Source organism: uncultured Chloroflexus sp. (assembly GCF_938091255.1).
Lineage (GTDB): Bacteria > Chloroflexota > Chloroflexia > Chloroflexales > Chloroflexaceae > Chloroflexus.
In genome coordinates, this window is the sequence record NZ_CALLJH010000054.1 from 1 (window position 1) to 18,610 (window position 18,610).

General features: G+C 58.7%; 20 protein-coding genes and 1 tRNA gene. 18 read left to right on the forward strand and 3 right to left on the reverse strand.

What is annotated here, in order from left to right; genetic code table 11:
- Positions 1-480: alpha/beta fold hydrolase (locus Q1A00_RS16370; protein ID WP_299757861.1), on the reverse strand; the 480-nt coding region annotated here is incomplete at its 3' end.
- A gap of 48 nt (positions 481-528) precedes the next feature.
- Here Q1A00_RS16370 and mnmA point away from each other — a divergent pair.
- The 7 genes from mnmA (at position 529) to Q1A00_RS16405 (ending at position 5,368) form a co-directional block, all read left to right on the forward strand.
- Positions 529-1,608 carry a tRNA 2-thiouridine(34) synthase MnmA gene (gene mnmA / locus Q1A00_RS16375; protein WP_298406232.1) on the forward strand — a complete coding sequence of 360 codons (1,080 nt, stop codon included), beginning with the start codon at positions 529-531 and terminating at the stop codon, positions 1,606-1,608.
- Positions 1,605-1,862: a hypothetical protein gene (locus Q1A00_RS16380; RefSeq protein ID WP_298406231.1), complete on the forward strand. Its 258-nt coding sequence runs from the start codon at positions 1,605-1,607 to the stop codon at positions 1,860-1,862. The genes mnmA and Q1A00_RS16380 overlap by 4 nt, the downstream gene beginning before the upstream one ends.
- Before the next feature lie 66 nt (positions 1,863-1,928).
- Positions 1,929-2,381: a hypothetical protein gene (locus Q1A00_RS16385; RefSeq protein WP_298406229.1), complete on the forward strand. Its 453-nt coding sequence runs from the start codon at positions 1,929-1,931 to the stop codon at positions 2,379-2,381.
- A gap of 99 nt (positions 2,382-2,480) precedes the next feature.
- The gene (locus tag Q1A00_RS16390) at positions 2,481-3,416 is read left to right on the forward strand and encodes a DUF1385 domain-containing protein (protein ID WP_298406227.1); all 936 of its coding nucleotides are present in this window, start codon (positions 2,481-2,483) and stop codon (positions 3,414-3,416) included.
- A gap of 39 nt (positions 3,417-3,455) precedes the next feature.
- A complete protein-coding gene (locus Q1A00_RS16395; RefSeq protein WP_298406226.1) occupies positions 3,456-4,268 on the forward strand; it encodes a DUF4388 domain-containing protein in 813 nt (270 codons plus the stop codon).
- 31 nt (positions 4,269-4,299) lie between these two features.
- Positions 4,300-4,830, forward strand: a complete 531-nt coding sequence (locus tag Q1A00_RS16400) for an ATP/GTP-binding protein (RefSeq protein ID WP_066782542.1) — start codon at positions 4,300-4,302, stop codon at positions 4,828-4,830.
- 259 nt (positions 4,831-5,089) lie between these two features.
- Entirely contained in the window at positions 5,090-5,368 is a 279-nt protein-coding gene (locus tag Q1A00_RS16405) for an HU family DNA-binding protein (protein WP_066782544.1), read from the forward strand.
- A gap of 338 nt (positions 5,369-5,706) precedes the next feature.
- Here Q1A00_RS16405 and Q1A00_RS16410 read toward each other — a convergent pair whose 3' ends face one another.
- Positions 5,707-7,197, reverse strand: a complete 1,491-nt coding sequence (locus Q1A00_RS16410; protein ID WP_299757867.1) for a M1 family metallopeptidase — start codon at positions 7,195-7,197, stop codon at positions 5,707-5,709.
- A 247-nt stretch (positions 7,198-7,444) separates the two neighbouring features.
- Here Q1A00_RS16410 and Q1A00_RS16415 point away from each other — a divergent pair, with 247 nt between their 5' ends.
- From Q1A00_RS16415 to Q1A00_RS16440, 6 genes are all read left to right on the forward strand, one after another.
- On the forward strand, positions 7,445-8,401 hold the full coding sequence (locus tag Q1A00_RS16415) for a hypothetical protein (RefSeq protein WP_298406220.1): 957 nt from the start codon (positions 7,445-7,447) through the stop codon (positions 8,399-8,401).
- Positions 8,398-9,666, forward strand: coding sequence for a sensor histidine kinase (locus Q1A00_RS16420; RefSeq protein WP_298406218.1), 1,269 nt, complete (start codon positions 8,398-8,400; stop codon positions 9,664-9,666). Before Q1A00_RS16415 ends, Q1A00_RS16420 begins: the two co-directional genes overlap by 4 nt.
- Positions 9,641-10,291: a response regulator transcription factor gene (locus Q1A00_RS16425; protein WP_299757871.1), complete on the forward strand. Its 651-nt coding sequence runs from the start codon at positions 9,641-9,643 to the stop codon at positions 10,289-10,291. The genes Q1A00_RS16420 and Q1A00_RS16425 overlap by 26 nt, the downstream gene beginning before the upstream one ends.
- Positions 10,292-10,417: 126 nt before the next feature.
- Complete coding sequence (locus Q1A00_RS16430) at positions 10,418-10,927, forward strand: hypothetical protein (protein WP_298406216.1); 510 nt, start codon at positions 10,418-10,420, stop codon at positions 10,925-10,927.
- An 86-nt stretch (positions 10,928-11,013) separates the two neighbouring features.
- Positions 11,014-11,670, forward strand: coding sequence for a hypothetical protein (locus Q1A00_RS16435; protein ID WP_298406214.1), 657 nt, complete (start codon positions 11,014-11,016; stop codon positions 11,668-11,670).
- A 12-nt stretch (positions 11,671-11,682) separates the two neighbouring features.
- The gene (locus Q1A00_RS16440) at positions 11,683-12,480 is read left to right on the forward strand and encodes a nitrilase-related carbon-nitrogen hydrolase (protein WP_299757875.1); all 798 of its coding nucleotides are present in this window, start codon (positions 11,683-11,685) and stop codon (positions 12,478-12,480) included.
- A gap of 49 nt (positions 12,481-12,529) precedes the next feature.
- On the opposite strand, the gene Q1A00_RS16445 is transcribed toward Q1A00_RS16440, so the two are convergent.
- The gene (locus Q1A00_RS16445; protein ID WP_298406210.1) at positions 12,530-13,948 is read right to left on the reverse strand and encodes a BCD family MFS transporter; all 1,419 of its coding nucleotides are present in this window, start codon (positions 13,946-13,948) and stop codon (positions 12,530-12,532) included.
- 241 nt (positions 13,949-14,189) lie between these two features.
- Between Q1A00_RS16445 and trpA the strand changes: the two genes are divergently transcribed.
- From trpA to Q1A00_RS16470, 5 genes are all read left to right on the forward strand, one after another.
- Complete coding sequence (trpA, locus tag Q1A00_RS16450) at positions 14,190-14,987, forward strand: tryptophan synthase subunit alpha (protein WP_299757879.1); 798 nt, start codon at positions 14,190-14,192, stop codon at positions 14,985-14,987.
- A 101-nt stretch (positions 14,988-15,088) separates the two neighbouring features.
- Complete coding sequence (locus Q1A00_RS16455) at positions 15,089-15,322, forward strand: Lrp/AsnC ligand binding domain-containing protein (protein ID WP_066782560.1); 234 nt, start codon at positions 15,089-15,091, stop codon at positions 15,320-15,322.
- Positions 15,323-15,387: 65 nt separating this feature from the next.
- Positions 15,388-15,639: an ABC transporter ATP-binding protein gene (locus tag Q1A00_RS16460; protein ID WP_298406205.1), complete on the forward strand. Its 252-nt coding sequence runs from the start codon at positions 15,388-15,390 to the stop codon at positions 15,637-15,639.
- Positions 15,640-15,673: 34 nt separating this feature from the next.
- Positions 15,674-15,750, forward strand: a tRNA-Pro gene (locus Q1A00_RS16465).
- Between the two features lie 266 nt (positions 15,751-16,016).
- On the forward strand, positions 16,017-18,610 hold a 2,594-nt coding region (locus tag Q1A00_RS16470), incomplete at its 3' end, for a tetratricopeptide repeat protein (protein WP_299757884.1).

Below are 18,610 nucleotides of genomic sequence, written 5' to 3' on the forward strand. Positions count from 1 at the left end.
GGCTTGGGTCAGGCGGAACGTCGTCCATCCTACGGTGGGCAGTAGGTACGTGCGGGTGTAAGCTGGCATCCGATAGGCATCGACGGCGGCATCAATTAGTGCCAGCCGCTGCACCAATTCGGGATAGCGCAAGGTCAGCTCCACGGCCACGCTTCCCCCCATCGAATGGCCAATAAGCGTAATCGCAGTCAGGCCGAGATCACGGCAAAACGCGGCTATCAGCTCGGCAATAGCTTCGATCCGGTCGGCCCGCCCGATCCGGCTCTCGCCGTGGCCGGGCATATCGACGGCAAAACAACGGTAGTCACGGCCAAGATCGCGCAAGGTGCTCCACCAGAGCTCTTTAAACGCACCCCAGCCGTGCAGAAAGACGATCGCCGGCCCGCTGGCGCCAGCAGTCAAATAGCTGAGGCCAAGGCGGTCGTGGTAGCGGCATTCGATGGTGACAGAAGCCGTCATAGTGGTAATAGGATTTGTCACGTTGGCGCTCTCTAGTTGGAAACGGTCATACCGAGTATAATACCAAATATGGCAAATATTCTGGTTGCAATGAGCGGCGGTGTTGATAGCTCACTGGCCGCGGCGCTCTTACTTGAAGCCGGCCATCAAGTGACCGGCGTAACGATGCATCTATGGGATGACGACGATCACGGGCTGCGCGAGAGCCTGTGTTGTGCTGCCGAAGCAGCGGCCAGCGCGCGGCGCGTCTGCGCCTTACTCGGCATCCCCTTTTACGTTTTTAATTACCAGCGCGAGTTTCGCCGCCACGTCATCGACTATTTCATTCGGGCGTATACGCATGGTCTCACCCCTAACCCCTGCGTCGAGTGCAACCGCATGATCAAGTTTCGCGCGTTACTTGATCGGGCGCGGGCTTTGGGGTTTGATGCGGTGGCGACCGGCCATTACGCCCGGATTGTGCGCGGCGCCGATGGCCGCTACCAGCTTTGGCGAGCGGTAGACCGCGAGAAAGATCAGTCGTACATGCTGCACATGCTCGGCCAAGCCGATCTAGCCCGCCTGTTCTTCCCCATTGGTGAATATACCAAAAGTGAAGTGCGCGCAATGGCGGCAGCACGCGGCTTGCCGAGTGCCGATCGCGAAGAGAGCCAAGACATCTGTTTTGTGCCTGACGGCGACTACCGCAATCTGTTACGGGTTGAAGCGCCAGAGAGTCTTACCCCCGGTCCAATAGTCGATCTAGAGGGGCGCGAGATCGGGCGGCATAAAGGGCTACCGTTCTACACCGTCGGTCAGCGGCGTGGTTTAGGGTTGAGCGGCGGCGAACCGCGCTATGTGGTTGCAATCGATCCGGCGCGCAATGCGCTGATCGTCGGCCCGGCGTCGGCGCTCAACCGCGAGCGATTTACCGTCACCGACGTGCGTTGGGTTGATGATCAGCCGCCGGCTGAGCCATTGACCTGTATGGTGCAAGTGCGCGCCCACGCCGAACCGCTGCCGGCTCGCGTTTCGGCACAGCTCGATGGACGCTGGCTGGTGGAGTTGGAACGGCCACAGCGCGCTGTCAGCCCCGGCCAAGCTGCTGTCTTTTACGATGACCAGCGCGTGCTTGGCGGGGGATGGATCGCCCGTCCGGAGGTGGGATGAGCGCGTTCTCACCAGCAGCCTTTCTCTTACTCTTGTTGACCACGACCCATGCGGCGTTGGCCCATTTCTTGCTGGGCCGCTCGTGGCGGCAGATCCCGATTTTTTGGGTCACGGCAGCCGCCGGGTGTCTGATCGCCACCCTGCTTGGCTGGCGCTTCCCTCTTGATCTGCCCGCCCCAGCGGGGGTGCCAATGCTCGAAGCCTCACTGTTGGCGTGGATCTTGCTGATAGTTGTTTCACGCTTGCGGCTATGATATAATTTGGCGCATTAGAGCGCCCTCGCAGCCGCGTATTCTGCGGCCCGGTACGGAGGTAGCCCCGTGTTACGCTGGATTGGCATCGGCATTGGCTTATTGACCGCAGTTCTGTTCGGGTTTATCATCGCGGCGATCTTCCTCGGTGAAGGTTTCCGCGCCGCGTGGCGAGATGTATTCATCGTGATCTTGGCCGCGTTGCAACTGATCGGCGCGGTATTATCGGTTGCAATCCTCATTGCGATCCTCTACGCGGTTGAGCAGATCAACCGGCTGGCGCGCAATAATGTGTTGCCTAAGCTCGATGAGGCGCTGGCGAAAGCGAATGAGACGCTAGACACAACGCGCGCGATTGCCAATAATGTGCGCGACTCGGCGCAGACGGCGACAACGGCGACAACATACGTTGCGGAACGAGTGGTTGCGCCGATTATTCGCGTCTCAAGTTTGGTGAGCGGTGTGCGGGCGGCAGCCACAACCTTAGCTCGGCGCGGAAAACCTGACGAACCGGCCTCATGACCCCCCATGTTCGATACGTTACCGTGCCTGTTGGCATGGTAAGATAGAGGATAGTAGAAGTTTGGTGTGGCTGGCGAGCGGGTAAGAGTCAGAATTGGCATGAGTACCAATCAATTTAAGTATGGTGGACAAGCGGTGCTCGAAGGGGTGATGATGCGCGGTCGCCGGCAAGCGACCGTCGTTGTGCGTCGCCCTGACGGCAGCTTTGCCCGGCTCGACCTGCCGATCTCGGCCCGCAGCGCACAGTGGCAACGTTGGCCGTTGCTGCGCGGTTTTGCTGCACTGGCCGAAGCCTTTACGATTGGGCGCAAGGCGCTCGATTTCTCGGCCTCGGTGGTTGCCGCTGATGACGATGAAAATCTGCACCCGGTTGTCCAAACTTTGATCTTTGTGGTCACGCTGGCGATCGCGATTGGCATCTTTGTAGTGTTGCCATCACTGGTAGCCAACTTTATCGGCCAGCTTGGCGCGCCAGTGCTCGTGCGGGAAATCATCGAAGCGTTGATTAATCTGGCGTTAGTCGTGGCCTACATCGCTGTGATTGGCCGTATTCCCGATATTGGCCGGGTGTTTGGCTATCACGGCGCCGAGCACAAGGTGATCAATGCGTATGAGGCGGGCCTGCCGCTGACGGTCGAATCGGTGCGGGAATGCAGCCGCATTCACCCGCGCTGTGGCACAAGCTTTCTGTTGGTGGTGGCGCTGATCGGGTTTCTGATCTTTCTCTCAGTTGCCGGTTTGCCGGTTTGGCAGAGGATTATCGCCCGGATTGTGCTCATTCCGTTAGTGGCGGCGGTTGCCTTTGAGGCCCAACAACTCGCCGCAAACTATTACCATGTGCCGTGGGTGCGCTGGTTGCTGGCCCCAACATTGGCGGCGCAGTACTTGACAACTCGCGAGCCGGATGATGCTATGATTGCTACCGCGATCGCTGCCTTCGAGCCGGTCGTGGCCGCCGATCAACTTGAAACTGCCCAACCGGCGCCAACTACCGGTGTTGCGCCCGGTTTGGCTGATACACAACCGACCATGTGACGTGATCGTCGCACTACACCCGCGATAGCGGAGGAACGTATGGCGCTGGTGGGGAACATCCGCGATTTTAGTTTGTCAGATTTTCTCTCGCTCGTTGATCGCGGGTATAAAACGGGCGCCCTGCATTTGACCTACCATGATCAGACGGCGCGGCTCTACTTTGAGAAAGGCAAGCTGCTGCTCGCGGCGCGCCGTCCCGAAGACGAGAAGCCGGAGCTGTTGGTGCGGCTCGGCGTGCTGAATGTCGATCAGTTGGCGCAAGCCTGCCGCGTGTTGGCGGCTCGTGGCAATGGAGTGACGTTGAGTCAGGTCGTGATTGATGTCGGTATGGCTAGCCCTGAGCGATTGCAGAGTGCGCTGATGGGCCATACCGAGCAATCGGTGTATGGGTTGTTTGCGTGGCCGGAAGGGGATTTTGTCTTCGAGCATAATCAGCGCCCGGCGCCTGATGCCCCGCTGGCGCTGACGCCGATCTCGATCGATCACCTAATCATGGAAGGGGTGCGCCGGATCGATGAATGGGAGCGGATACGCGACCGCATCCCTTCGACCGATCTCGTGCCGCGCTTCTTGGCCCCGCCGGGTGAGAAGCTGAAAGGGATGCGTCTTTCGCCAGATGAGTGGAAGGTGTTTGCGCGCATCAATGGCCGCGATACGCTGGCCGAGATTGCCCAAAAGACTGGGCTAAGCGATTTTGATGTGTGCCGCGCGGTCTATGGCTTCTTGACCGCCGGTATGCTGGAATTGGTGAAACGGCAGCGCGTGCTGGCCGCCGGAATGCCGCCGGTTGAACAGCCGCGTTTGAAGAAGAGCCTCGTCAACCGGATCATCAATCGGATCCGCAGCATGTAGCTGGGGCCGGAGCATCGGAGCGGAGGGCTGTGTGCAGACGGTAAAGATGGTGATCAGCGGCGCCGTCAACGCCGGCAAGACTGAGTTTATCAGGACGATCTCGGAGATTGAGGTCGTCTCGACGGAACGCCGGGCGACCGACGATACTCGGCTGATCAAGAAGGAAACGACTGTCGCGATGGATTTCGGACGCATCGCGATCTCTGATGATCTCGTGCTCCATCTCTTTGGGACGCCGGGACAAAAGCGCTTCGACTTTATGTGGGAGATCCTCGCCGAGGGGATGCTCGGTCTGGTCATCCTTGTCGATAGCACCCGCCCGGAAACGTTCCGCGAGACGAACCGGATCATTGATTTCTTTGTCTCGTATCGCGATACGCCTTATGTGATTGCGGCCAATAAGCAGGATCGGCCTAATGCGTGGTCGCCTGATGAATTGCGCTTGGCTTTGCGCCAACCGCCGCATATCAAGGTGTTGCCTTGTACGGCGACCGACCGCGAGAGCGTCAAGAATGTGTTGCTTGAGTTGCTGTATGTGATTCAAGAACGCAGCGAGGATTAGGTTCGCACGTTTGCTTGGGAAGTTGCGAAGGGGCGACCGAGCCGTCGCCCCTGTTGTGTTGTGACGGTGATGTGAGTGCCTTCGGTATGGCTTTGCAATGCGGTTAAATTGATTTTCCTCATTGCAAAGCCGTAAAATTATATTGGAAAGCCTAATAAGCGGTTTACCGCATCAGTAAGAGATACAGATCTTGACAGATGCGGTATACTGCTTTCTGAAGAGCTATGACCGCTTGAGTGCATAGAGGAGGACTGCACCAATGCAGAAGACGGATTTTATCAAGGCAGTGGCTGAGCGCGCCAAAGCTTCGCAGAAGGAGACGAAGCAAATTATTGACGCTGCGCTCGAGGTGATCACTGAGGCGTTGGCTCGTGGTGAGAAAGTGACGCTGACCGGTTTTGGCACGTTTGAGGTGCGCTCGCGGCAGGCGCGCGAGGGTGTTAATCCGCAAACTCGCGAGAAGATCCATATCCCCGCTACCAAGACCCCCGGTTTTAGCGCGAGCAGTACGTTGAAAGAAGCGGTGAAGGGCGAATAAGTGGCGATTGTGGGGATGTTGGACACGTCGTCCGCACGGATAATCGCCGCTTGCCTCATACATACGAGCAGCCTGTTCACCCCTAAAGGTACGTCTAGACAGCGCTCCCCAGAGACACGGAGGCGAGCAGCGTAATGCTAAGAATGCATGTCTCCCTCCGCTGGCTCGGATCCTACAAACAGACGGCTAGCGCAATCTAATCTCATCGTTCAAGAGCAGATGTTTTTCGGTAGGGGCACCGCGCTGCGGTGCCCTGAGGTGGGTGCGGGACGACGGCCCTCCTCCCTCTCCCTTACGGCGAGAGGGTCACAGCCTTGAGATACGGCACTGCGTTGTCCCTACGGTATGTCTACCGCTGCCGCCGATACGACCCAATCGTGAAACAGATCAGCTAACAGGCATACGCACGCCTGTTCAGCGGCATGGAGTAAATCAGGGCCGGCAATTTCGCGATAGCTCGCTGTTGTGACGTATCGCTGTAAGAATTCGTTGAACGCATCTTCCCCGATATGTTGACGCAAGGTGTGGAAGAACAGCGCGCCTTTAGCGTAGACCACCGGTACGTAGCGGCCATTGCTCAACGCCGAGGGTGGGGTGGCGAGCGGCGCATCGCCACCTCGTTCGCGCAAGCGACGGTAGACAGCGCGGAAGGCCTCGAGTTCGGCTTGGGCCTGTGCCGGCACATCGATCATCTCGTAATAGAGGATTTGGCTATAACTGGCTAGCCCCTCGTCAAGCCACGCTTCCCCCTGCGCGTCGTTGCCGACCAACCCGTACCACCATTGATGGCTGATCTCGTGGGCAATGGTGGTTTCTAGCAGCCGGTCATTGCGCTGGTAGAGGCTCTGCTCGATCAACACGACTCCCGGATATTCCATGCCGTAAAATTGGGTCAATGCCGCTTGGATGACCTCTAGCTCGGCGTAGGGGTAAGCGCCGAAGCGCTGGTTGAAGGCGTGCAGGGCAGTAGCCGCAATGGCTACACTGCGTTCCCCAGCGGTTGGATCATCTGACTGTACGTAACTGATCACCTGCGTGCCATCCACGTTGACACTGACCTGCCGCAGCCCTTGGAGTGCGGCAAGGTAGAATTCGCGCTGCGGCCCGCTGACGAAGCGCGCAAGCTGGCGACTATCAGCGGTTGTGCGGTGTTCGTGCTGACTTCCACTCGTCACTAGTTGCCAATCTGTCGGCGCTTCGACGGTGACATCGTACAGCGCGATCGCGCTGACGGTAAAATCACCTCGTGACACTATTGGCCGCGTATCCCAGCCGAGACCCGAAATGTAGCGGGCCAGTATGGGATAGAACGACGCAATCGACCATACGCCTGCTTCCATGTTATACGCGCCGAAGGTGCGTTGGCTGGCATTGCTTGGGGTGCGCGCAGTGAAGGTCATTGTGACGATCGCTTGAGCGCCGGGAGCAATAATGTGTGGTGCGCTCAACCCGATGAGGGTGTCACCGTGCAAGGTGCGTGATGGAACCGGTATACCGTCGATCTGCGCTGATGTGACATCGAGCCGGCCACCGAAATCGGGGTGGTTGGGGTAGAGGTGGAACCAGATCGTATCGAACTCAACCTCCGTCCGGTTCGTAAGTTGCACCGTGATCTCACCACTCAGCCGTGGCCCGCTAGGGTCGAGTTGGATGTGCATAGTGTAGCGATCCCAAGGCTCGCGCATGAGATCGGTGATACGGTCAGGCCGCATCGCTGTCGTTTGAGCAACGAGGAAGGGGTCAATACTACCATCGCGTGCGATGTGGTAGGGTGCCGGCTGGGAGGCGGTGGTGAAGATGATGATCAACAGCAGAATTAGGCGTATCATGCAATTATCATACCACGGGCCGCGAACGAGGCTAAGGCGCAAAGGATGGTTTGAGGTATAGTAAAGAGGGTGGTTGGGCTGTTATCTTTATGGCAACCGTCTTTGCGTTTCTTGGCGAGCTTAGCGTCTTTGCGTTGGCAATCCTGCTCGTCTTAGCAGACAAATGCCAACGAGCATAAAAAGACCCAAGAGGCACCAAAACGTTTGTGGTTTTTGGGTCTTTTCGTGGCTATTCGGAGATTATACTATGCTGAACCGTCTCTTCGGCGGGGGTAAACGAGGCGAATCCGGCGATCGTCCGGCTATATTGCGCGGTGACCGGCCCGGCGAGCCGATTACGCTCAAGGTAGCGCTTATTACCCACGATCCGCCGATTCCCGAACGCGGCGGCTTGCCGTTGAGCCGGGTGATGGGTTGGAACGATGCCGAAACACTGGCCGCCCGATATATCGCCGATCTGCGTGCCTGTTCGGGTGGGATCGCCGACTATCGAATCGTGATGCGGCGGCATTATACCGACTTTCCGATCAAGAGCGATGGCTTTCGCTACGATAGCGCCACGTATCTGGCGGTATGGGAGCGGCGGATGCCGGCGCACCAACCGGATGAAGCCGATTATGAGCAGTTGCTCGATCAGATCGGGCTGGCCGCCGAGCTTGAGCGCGGTGAGTTGGATGAGTTGTGGTTGTTTGCCTTTCCGTATGCCGGTTACTACGAGAGCCGGATGGTCGGTGTGGATGCGTTTTGGTGCAATGCGCCGCCGCTGCGGTTGCCCAATGCCCGCCGCCGCTATGTTGTGATGGGGTTCAATGTCGAGCGTGGGGTTGATTGCATGCTCGAAAACTTCGGTCATCGCGTCGAGTCGATTATGGCGTATGTCTACCGCAATCATCCGCCGGAGCGCAACTTGTGGGAGCGTTTCACTCGCCTCGATGAGTGCGGCAACGTCCACTTTGCGCCGTCGAGCGCGCGCGACTACGATTGGGGCAACCCGCGACCGGTGTGGGCGCGGGCCGATGCGTGGTACCAGTTTCCCAACCTGAGCGCGCCGGCCCGGGTGATGCGCTGCGCCGAATGGGGCGGCGGCGATGTGCGCCTCCACCATCTCTGGTGGCTCGATCATCTGCCGCGGGTTGCCGGCGAGACCGATGGTATCGCCAATAATTGGTGGCAGTATATCTTGCAACCGTGGATAGTCCCATGAATGTGCAGATGCCGGTCTTCCAGCTTTGGCAGCGACTTGCGCGCTATTTTAGTAGCGGGCAGCGCACGCTGATGCTGGCGGCGTATGCTATGATTAGCTTCGCGCTCGTTGAGTTTATCCTCTTTCATCGCCACTTGCCGCCAGAACGCTTTTACCCAGTCGTGTTGCTTTTGAGTGTCCTGCTGGCGCTCAACGCAGCTTGGGAGGGTTTGCAGCGCCGTTGGGGCGAAGCAGCAGCGAACCGTTTCTATTTCGCCGCCAGTATCACGCTCTTCTTGGTGGTGAACTATGTTGGTCTCGATGCCGGTTGGACGTTTCTACCCTTTTTGCTTTTCGTCATCGCTTCGCAGGCGGTGGTCGGGCTAGGGGTGTGGCGTGGTCTCGGCATCAGTCTGCTCTTGTACCTTGGGTGGAGTGGAGTGTTCTGGTTGCGCGGCGCAGCGCTTGAACAGCTCCTCGCGCAGACCTCATCCATTTTGTTGGGTTTGATCTTCACCTTGGTATTTTCGATTGTGCTCGCGCGTTTGGCCGATCAGATGGCCCGTGCCGAGCGGTTGGCCGCCGAGTTGCGTGCGGCTAATGCGGCGTTGGCGGCGGCACGTGAACGCGAAGTTACTTTGGCGGCGGCTGAAGAGCGCGTGCAGTTGGCGCGCGAGATTCACGACGGGCTAGGCCATCATCTCACCGCGCTGAATGTGCAGTTGCAAGCCGCTGCCCGTCTGCTCGACCGCGAACCGGAACGGGCGGCGCAGGCGCTGGCTCTTTGCCGGGAGGAGGCGCAGGCGGCGCTGGCCGAGGTGCGGCAGAGCGTGGCTTTGATACGGGCCAATCCGCTGGCCGGCCAACCTCTGCCGGACGTGATCGCTGGGATGGTGCGCGATTTCGATCGGGTTTCGCCGTTGCAGGCCAACTTTGCGCTGGAAGGTGAAGTGGGTGAGGTGGCGCCGGCGGTGGCGATGACCCTCTATCGCGCCGCCCAAGAGGGCTTGACTAATGCGCAAAAACATGCTCAGGCAACCACAGTGACAGTGCGGCTGAGCGGTGATGCCGATGGTGTGCGACTGGAAGTAATCAATGACGGCCCGCCGGTGCCGCCGGTCGCCGAGACTGGTTTTGGCCTTGCCGGTCTGCGTGAACGAGCGGCGCGGTTGGGGGGGACTTTGCAGGCGGAACCGTTGCTGGAGGGTGGTTTCCGGTTGGTGATGGCTGTGCCCCGTGCGGGAGCAGAGGGAGGGCCGCATGATCCGCATTCTGTTGGCCGATGACCAGACACTGGTGCGGCAGGGGATCCAGACCCTGCTCGATCTAGAAGAGGATTTGATCGTAGTAGGGGCAGCGGCCAATGGCCAACAGGCGCTGGCCATGGTTGAGCAAATGCAGCCGGATGTCGTGTTGATGGATGTGCGCATGCCGGTGATGGATGGCGTTGCTGCTACCGGTGAGATTACCAAGCGGTGGCCGCACATCGGGGTCATCATTCTGACCACGTTCGATGATGATGAATATGTGATCGAGGGCTTAAAGGCTGGTGCGCGCGGTTATATGCTGAAAGATGCCGACAGTAGCGAGATTGTCGAGGCGGTGCGAATCGTCGCTCGCGGTGAGGCGCTGATCCAGCCCAGCATCACCCGCAAAGTACTGGCCGAGTTCACCCGGCTGGCCGGTGGAAGAGCACCGGCAACGCTGCCGTTGGCCGAACCGCTGACCGAGCGTGAAATGGACGTGCTGCGCGGGATTGCCACCGGGCAGTCGAATCGCGAGATCGCCGATCAGCTTTGTATCAGTGAGGGCACGGTCAAAAATCATGTCTCTAGTCTGCTTGCCAAGCTCGCGGTGCGCGATCGCACACAGGCCATCATCCGTGCCCGCAAGTTGGGGTTGATCGAATAATCCCTTCCTATGCCGAACGTCATCCTCCGCCTATGACCACAATCTATCCTTCGCCACTGGTTGCCCATCGCGCCGAGTGCTATGCTCTAGTCAGGCAACAGAGCTGTAGCGAACGTGAGGAAAGCAATGGAAACCGAAACGACAATGACCGAAACGCGCAACCGGTCAGTGGTGGGGATGGTGCTGATTGCGCTAGGCATCATCTTACTGTTGGGGTACATGGTTGATGCTGGTCTGTTTGTGTTGCCGATGATGGCGCTTATCTTCGCAATTGTCGGCATACGCACCTGCAACGCAGGTTGGTTCATCCCAGCAGGTATTCTTGGCGGGATCGGACTAGGGGCGGCATTGGTTGAAACGCTACCATTGGCCGAAAACCTTGAAGGTGGCGTCTTCCTGCTCTCGTTTGCAGCCGGTTGGGCAGCTATTCCGCTACTCAGCGCGCTCTTTGCCAACGAGAAGGTGTGGTGGCCGTTCATCCCCGGCGGTGTGATGGCCATGATTGGTTCGCTCATTCTGATCGGTGAGGGTGGCGTCACGCTGCTCGATCTGATCTTCAACCGGGCCGGCTGGATCTGGCCGCTCGTGCTGATTGGGATCGGTGTGGCCTTGCTGCTGCGGCGGGGAGCTGAGTAACGATAGGGCGATTTCCGGCAGGAAGGGGAAGCGAGGGGCTATGGCCAGACACCGTAGCCCCTTGCTTGGTAAAGAGGTGTGTGACTATGGTTGACCACCCTACGCTTCCTCTAACAACAGCATCTACCGCCGTTTCGTCGCCATTACAAACGTTGCGCCAAGCTATGCTCCTGTCGCTGTGTTCGGGTGTCTTGATGGGCTTGGCCCAACCGGCGCTGTTTGATATGGGCTGGCTGGCGTGGATAGGCCTCGTGCCCATCTTGATCGCGCTGGCTAGCCGTCCGACTCGCTTTCACCTCTGGATTGCGCTGCCTTGCGGCATCCTCTGGTCGCTCGGTGCGCATGCGTGGTATCCAGCGATGTTTGGTTGGGCTGGAGGCATGCTGCTGATCGTGGCGGTCGGTTTCTTATACGCGGCATTGTTGCAAGCTGGTATGGCGCTTGCCAGCCGCTTGCCGTCAGCGGTTCAGACACTCGGTCTACCACTTGCATTGACGGCACTAGAGTTTGTACGCACGGTCATACCGGTGATTGGCGATTGGTGGTTTGAGGCGCTCGCGAAAACGCAATGGCGCTTTCCGTCGGCGTTGCAAATTGTCACTCTGACCGGCTCGCCCGGACTGAGTTTCGTGATCGCCTTAACCAATGCAGCGTTGGCGACCCTGCTCGTGGCCGCTTGGCGGAAACGCATCGCTTGGCCGGCAGTGTTGAGCTTGGGGAGTGTTGCCTTGGTACTAGCATAGGGATGGTGGGTGATGGCGCCATCGCCTGCTGAAACAGTGCAGATCGGAGTGATGGTCGATCTCGCCAATCAGCTTGGGTCAGAGCAACAAGCTGTGCTTGAGCGCGATATTGCGCTGACGCGAATGCTGGCACCGCAGCAACCGCAACTGGTGGTATGGCCGGAAAACGAGTTGGCGACGGCTGACGATCCGGCGCTGCGTTTGGTGATCGGGCAACTGGCCCAAGCACTGAACGCATTTCTCGTTGCCGATATGATCTGGACAACACCGGCTGGGCGCTACGACACAGCAGTCTTGTTTGGGCCAGATGGGGTTGAAGTGGGGCGGCAAGCCAAAATCAATGTGACCGGCGACGAACGGGCGCAGGGGTTTGTCGCCGGTCAGCGGCGCTTTTCGGTCTACCCGACCACGCTGGGAACCATCGGCCTCGGCGTTTGCTACGATCGGCACACGCCGGATATTACACGCCAACTCACTCGCGCTGGCGCTCGCATCGTCGCTATGCCTGCCGATGATGATTTCGCCGCCAATCCGTGGTTTCTACGCGCGCATGCCGCCGATACGGTCTTGCGCGCGGTTGAGAACCGAGTCGCCTTTGCCGTTAGTACTACTAGCGGGATTGCCCTCGTAGTCGATCCGTATGGCCGTATCACTGCCGAGAGCGGGGTCAATCAGACGACAGTGCTGATCGGCGAGACATTTGTTAGCGCTGAATACACGCTATACATGCTCGCTGGCGATTGGTTTGAATGGCTGAGCGTAAGCATAGCTGGCATCTTGATTCTAGCGTGGCGGCCAAGGCCATCATAACGACAGACTCTAGTGATCCTGATAGTAGGATCACCAGCAGCCATTCCACCTAGAAGATAATCTGATCGGCATTCACCTGCTCAAGGCTGCTCCACGGCGAGCGCACTTGCTCAGCGCGCAGTTGGCCACGCCGGTAGAGGACGAGCAGCATCACGCCGGCGATTGCAATCAGGGTGAGCGCGCTGAGGTAAACGGCGATGTAACCGTTAGCAACGACACCGCTCATTCGCCCGATGATGTCGCGGGCAAGACCAGCGGCGATGGTGCCCACGCCTTGCGCCAACGCCTGTGTAATGCCCCACAGAGCAAGGAACAGACCAGCGTGAGCACGGTCGCAAAGACCCATCACCAGCGAGAGACCGCCGACGATCAGCATGCCGCGGCCCATACCGATTAGAGCTACTCCACTCAGAAATTGGCCAACGTGATTGGGTGAATTTGAGAAACTGATCGTAGCAAAGCCAACAATGCCAAGCAGCGACGCGCCGCCGATCATGCGCAACGCCGGTTGGCCGCGCCAGAGCAGCCAGCCGGTCAATACAATTGCGGTGAGCATGCCGCCGCCCCACACTGCGGTCAACCGGGTTGTTTCGGCCACCGTCATCCCCAACACCTGCCCGCCGTATGGCTCAAGCAACACGTCATGCACGGCAAAGCCGGTGGTGGCCAGCGCCAGCACGATAAACAGGTTGCGCAACGGGCGCTGCGCCGCCAGCATGCGCAACGAATCGCCCAACGTCTCGCGCACCCGCACCGGTGTCACGTCAGCTAGCTCGCCGTTTGGCTTTAACCGCTCTTGGTCGAGCATTGACATAAACGTTAAGAAGACGAAAGCCAGCGCCGAACCCTGCATCACCTGTATCAGGCGGGTATGGCTATAGTCGATCAGCAGCTCGCCGATCAACAACGAGCCAACGATGGTGCCCAGCACCAGTGCCACCCACAATACACTCAGCACGCGCCCACGCTCTTCTGGCGGGGTTACATCACTGACAATCGCGAGATAGATCGTCTCGGCGATATTGACCCCTAGTCCATAGGCAAAAAAGATCGCAAAACAGACAATCACCGCCAGCGGGAACGGCAAATAGCCCTCGCCGCTGAGCAGAATCAGCGAGAAGGGCGCAGTAGCCAACCCACCGTAGGTCAGCATCGCTCCTAATACGAGATAGGGGGTGCGCCAGCGGCCAGCGGCCCGATTCACGTCTGACTGGTAGCCGAAAATGGCGCGCGCTGGTGAGATAAAGTAGTGCAGCGCCAGCAAGGAACCGACCAAAAACGCGGCGATCCCTAGCTCGTTGATTAACACCCGGTTGAGGGTGCCGGTTAGCGGCGCAAGCGAGAGACCCATTCCGAACTGAAACAGACTGAGACGAAAAACACGCAGCCACATACGCAGGCGCGGACGGGCTTCCAGCCAGTGTTGCACCTGACGAAACGGCCGCAGCAATGTGTCTGCCATTGCCATCTTCCGGCTCCTTGCGCTAGAGCGTCGTTGTTGTGACGTATTATAGCACGCGGTGACATGCGGTATAAAATGAGGTTCCAATGCTTCTTCTGCTCAACCATCCAAGGCTCATAGTCGTGCGATGTATTTGCTATTAGCGTTCGCCACTTACAGGGATGACCATCGTGCGCAAAGCGTTTCACTGTTCCCTGTGGTATGATGATAGCCACAACGCGTACTTGGTTTATCGAGATTGTACCTTATGAGCCGAATTGCCGAAACCTTTGCCCGCCTCCGTTCTGAGGGACGGATTGCCTTAATGCCATACTTGACGGTCGGCTTTCCCGAACGCGAGAGCACATTAGAGCTGGTGCCGGCGCTGGAAGCGGCAGGCGCCAGTTTGTTTGAGTTAGGGGTGCCCTTTTCCGATCCGCTGGCCGACGGGACAACCATCCAGCGTGCGACCCAGCGTGCGCTCGAGCATGGCGTGACGATGGCCGATTGCCTTGCCACTGTCGCCGAGCTGCGCGCGCGTCATGTGGCAGCGCCGCTGCTGTTAATGGGCTACTACAACCCGTTGTTACGCTACGGTATTGACCGTGCATGCGCCGATTTAGCCGCTGCTGGTGGTGATGGCTGGATCATTCCTGACTTACCGCTCGAAGAGGCGGCTGATCTGCGCCAGATTGCCGCTAAGCACCAGCTTGATCTCATCTTGTTCATCGCCCCCACTACCCCGCCGGCGCGGATCGCGCAGATTGTGGCTCATGCCAGCGGCTTTATCTACATCGTCTCATTGACCGGCGTGACCGGCGCGCGGCAGGCGCTAGCCGGCAATCTCGCCGATCTCATCGCCACGGTGCGACAACAAACCGATCTGCCGTTGGTGGTTGGGTTTGGCATTAGCCAGCCGGCGCACGTTGCTGAGGTGGCGCGTATTGCTGATGGTGCTATTGTCGGCAGTGCCTTGATCGACCGCCTCGAACGGCTGCCGCCGTCCGAGCGGGTGACCGGCGCTGCTGCCTATATCCGTGAGTTGCTGAGCGAAGTGGCAGGGTAATGATGATGCAAGGTGCATAACACAGCCGTAGAGCCGCATGACCGTGCGGCTCCGCTATTGAACGTTTATAAACCCATTCCAAACAAGAGAGGAGCCGAGCAATGGAAGCGCGAGCGTATGTGTTGATCGAGGCCGAGTCGGGCAAGATCGGCGAGGTGCTGGCCGCGCTGCGTGCGATCGATGGCCTGATTGCGGTTGATGCCGTCACTGGCCCCTACGATATCGTCGCGACCGTGCAAACTCCTGATCCGCGCCAGATTGGCCGGCTGGTGATGAGCGAAATCCACGCCATTAGCGGCATCAAGCGCACAATCACCTGTATGGTGATTGGGTAGAGTTCATTCTTACTACTCCTTCTCAATGGCAACGGATCATCGGTAAAAGGGTGTTGTACAAACCTATGGATCCCTCACCTTCTCGACGGATGCGCTGGGCTGTGGGCGGCGCATTGATACTGGCGTTATTAGCAATTGTGCTAGGTGGTGTGTTTACCGCCGTGATCGGTCTCTTCACCGGCCAAATCGCGCCTGAGGCCAGTTGGGTGGATTGGGTGCGCGTGCTGTGGCCGGCAATACTGTTTTGGGGGCTAGGCGCGCTGCCGTTTGGCGCGGCGTTAGGTTTTTTTGCATCGCTGATCTGGCGCGAAGTTTGACTCTTGGCCGTAGCCGCGCTATAATCAGGGCGTTCGGGGCGTAGCGCAGACCGGTAGCGCACCTGAATGGGGTTCAGGAGGTCGCTGGTTCAAATCCAGTCGCCCCGACCATCCGGCAACGCTGGTGAGCATTTGCTCGCCAGCGTTTGTATTTTTGCGCTTTTTTCCGTCCTCATAACCAGCGCAGTAAACGGTTTTTGGCCCGGCGATACTGGTAAAATGCCAATAATTACTCAGTACATCTTGACACCTTCCATGATTCGGCGCTATACTGCAAGCATGTGGCGAATACCATTCGCGCTGCTACTGCGTTCCCTCAACGCATAATTTCACCTTTTCGGGCGGCGCAAGCATATATTTATGTGGGAGGATCCGGGATGGCGACTATCAGCCTGCAAGACGCCTACACACAAGCCAGAACATTCCTCGAGGCGAACCAGATTGAGCAGGCACTTGGCCTGACCCAGCATATCCTCGCGCATTACCCTGATAATCTGGAAGCCCAGCGGTTGCTTGGCGAGGCGTATCTCGCTCAGCGCAATTTGCCCGCCGCTGTGGCGACCTTCGAGCAGGTGTTGCAGGCTGATCCCGAAAATATTCCGGCCCACGTGGGCCTTGGCATGGCATACGAGTGGCAAGGCCGGCTCGATAAGGCGATTGCCGAGTTTGAACAGGCGCTGGAAATTCGTCCGGATATGCCGGAGTTGCGCGCCCAGTTGGTGCGGCTCTACACCGAAGCATGGGGGAGCGAGCACGCTGCTCTTCGCCTCAGCCGTTCTGGGTTGGCTCGCCTGTATGCCCGCGGCCACATGTTGCCACAGGCAATTCATGAGTTCCGCAATGTGATTGCCGAACATCCTGAGCGGCTCGATGCGTGGGTTGGCTTGATCGAGGCTCTCTGGCGTGATGGCCGGCTCGACGAAGCCGTTGAGGCATGCCAGCAGGCGTTGCAGGCACAGCAAAAGCTCCTGAAAGCGCATCTGATCCTCGGCGCGATATTGCTGGAAGGTGGTGATCAGCGCGGCGCTGACCACTGGCGGATCGCGCAACGCCTCGATCCCTATCAGACCGTAGCGCGTATGTTGTTCGATCCACTGCCGGTGGGCGCACCAACGCCCGATGTCTCGTTGCCGGCGTGGGACGAGGCCGAGTGGCGGGCGCGGCGTGCGGCAGTCGCAGCTCCGGCGGCGGTTGCTGCCGATGATGATTTTTTTGCCGAAGCCAGTTGGTTGACGCCGGCGGCTCAACCCGCAGCCGTGGCTTCGGCAATGTCGGATGACGATCTGCTAGCGATGTTGCTCTTCTCGCCGCCGGCAATGAGTGTTGTTTCCCCGCCTCAGCCAGCGACGTTGGGTAGCGATGTGTTTGATTTCGATCTGTCGGGGCCTGCTGCCACTCCTACCGGTTTGACACTAGATGAGATTGGGGTCAATGTGGCTGCGGATGCCCCCGCTGAGCCGGAGCTGGCCCCGTTCTCATTAGAGGAGCTGGGGCTGTCGCCCGCAGAGATTGCCCAGTTGGAGGGTTCGGCGGAGGCGGAAGCAGCAGAACCGGCGCTGACGCCATTCTCACTAGAGGAGCTGGGGCTGTCGCCCGCAGAGATTGCCCAGTTGGAGGGTTCGGCGGTGCAGGGGTTGACGCCGTTCTCGCTCGAGGAGTTAGGCTTGCCGGCGGATGAGGCCGCGCGATCCCAAGAGCTGGGTACGGCTGGCAGTGATGCATTTGCTGATGAATTGAGCAGTTTGCAGCCTTTCTCGCTTGATGATCTTGATTTCGGGGCAAATGCTTCTGCCGGTGAATTGCCGCCATCATTGCAACCCTTCTCGCTAGACGATCTGGCGCTCGATGAGGCAAAGCCTGCGCCGCAAGCTGAAACGGTTGAACCGGGGATCTATAGCTGGCAAGAACCGTCAATGCGGAGTGGCGGTATTCAGTTGCCACAAGAGGTCGAGCCGAGCGGGCCGTCAATCTTTAGCAAGTTGGTTGAACGCGCTGCTGCGTTGCCGCCGATCGAAGAGCCGCCGCTGTCGTCAGTTGAGCTTACTGATGCTGACGTAGCGGCTTATTTCTCGAGTGATGATGTGTCATTGCGCGAGGATGACGGTTCGCCTGAGCGCTTGACCGGCACCTTCCGTTTGCCGAAGCTGAGCCTTGATGAGAGTCTCGCTCCTTCTGGCGCAGTTGGTGCATTGGGCGGCAAGGGTGAAGAGCCGGAGGAAGAGCTGGAGTTTACGCCGTTTTCGGCCGAGCCGGAGTTGACGCCGTTCTCGCTGGAGGAGTTGGGGCTGTCGCCGGAAGAGATCGCGCAGCTAGAGGCGGCGCAACAACCGGCGCAACCGGCCGAGCCGGAGTTGACGCCGTTCTCGCTGGAGGAGCTGGGACTGTCGCCGGAAGAGATTGCGCAGCTAGAGGCGGCGCAACAACCGGCGCAACCGGCGGCGGAAAGCAAAGCTGCCTCGGTGGTTGATGAGTCATTGGAAAGTCTGTTCGTACCAACCGAATCGGTTGATAGCAACGTCTTGGCCGATTTGGGCATATCTCCCGCTGAAGCGGAGTCGTCGTTTGAGTTGCCCGGTGTCGAACCCTTCTCACTCGATGAGTTTGGCGATCTCGAACCGTTCTCATTTGAAGATTTAGAAGGTGGCGCGGCTCATGCCGGGGGTGAGTTGGCTATTCCGCCGGAAGAGATTGACAACTTAAATCTGGGTAATTTTGAGACGGTAGTCTTCTCGGAAGATGAAGAGCCAATGATCGATACCGGTGATCCCGTGCTTAATCGCCTGATCCAGTTGGGGCACCGGCAAGGCTATGTCGACCTTACCGATATCATCGCGTTAGTGAAGGATCCCGAGCACGAGGCGGATCGGATCGAGCAGCTTGGTTGGTCGCTGCACCACGCTGGAATCCAGATTCGCGATGGTGACGAAATTATTGATCTGGAAGCCGAAATCGGCGAGGAAGAGACAGGGCC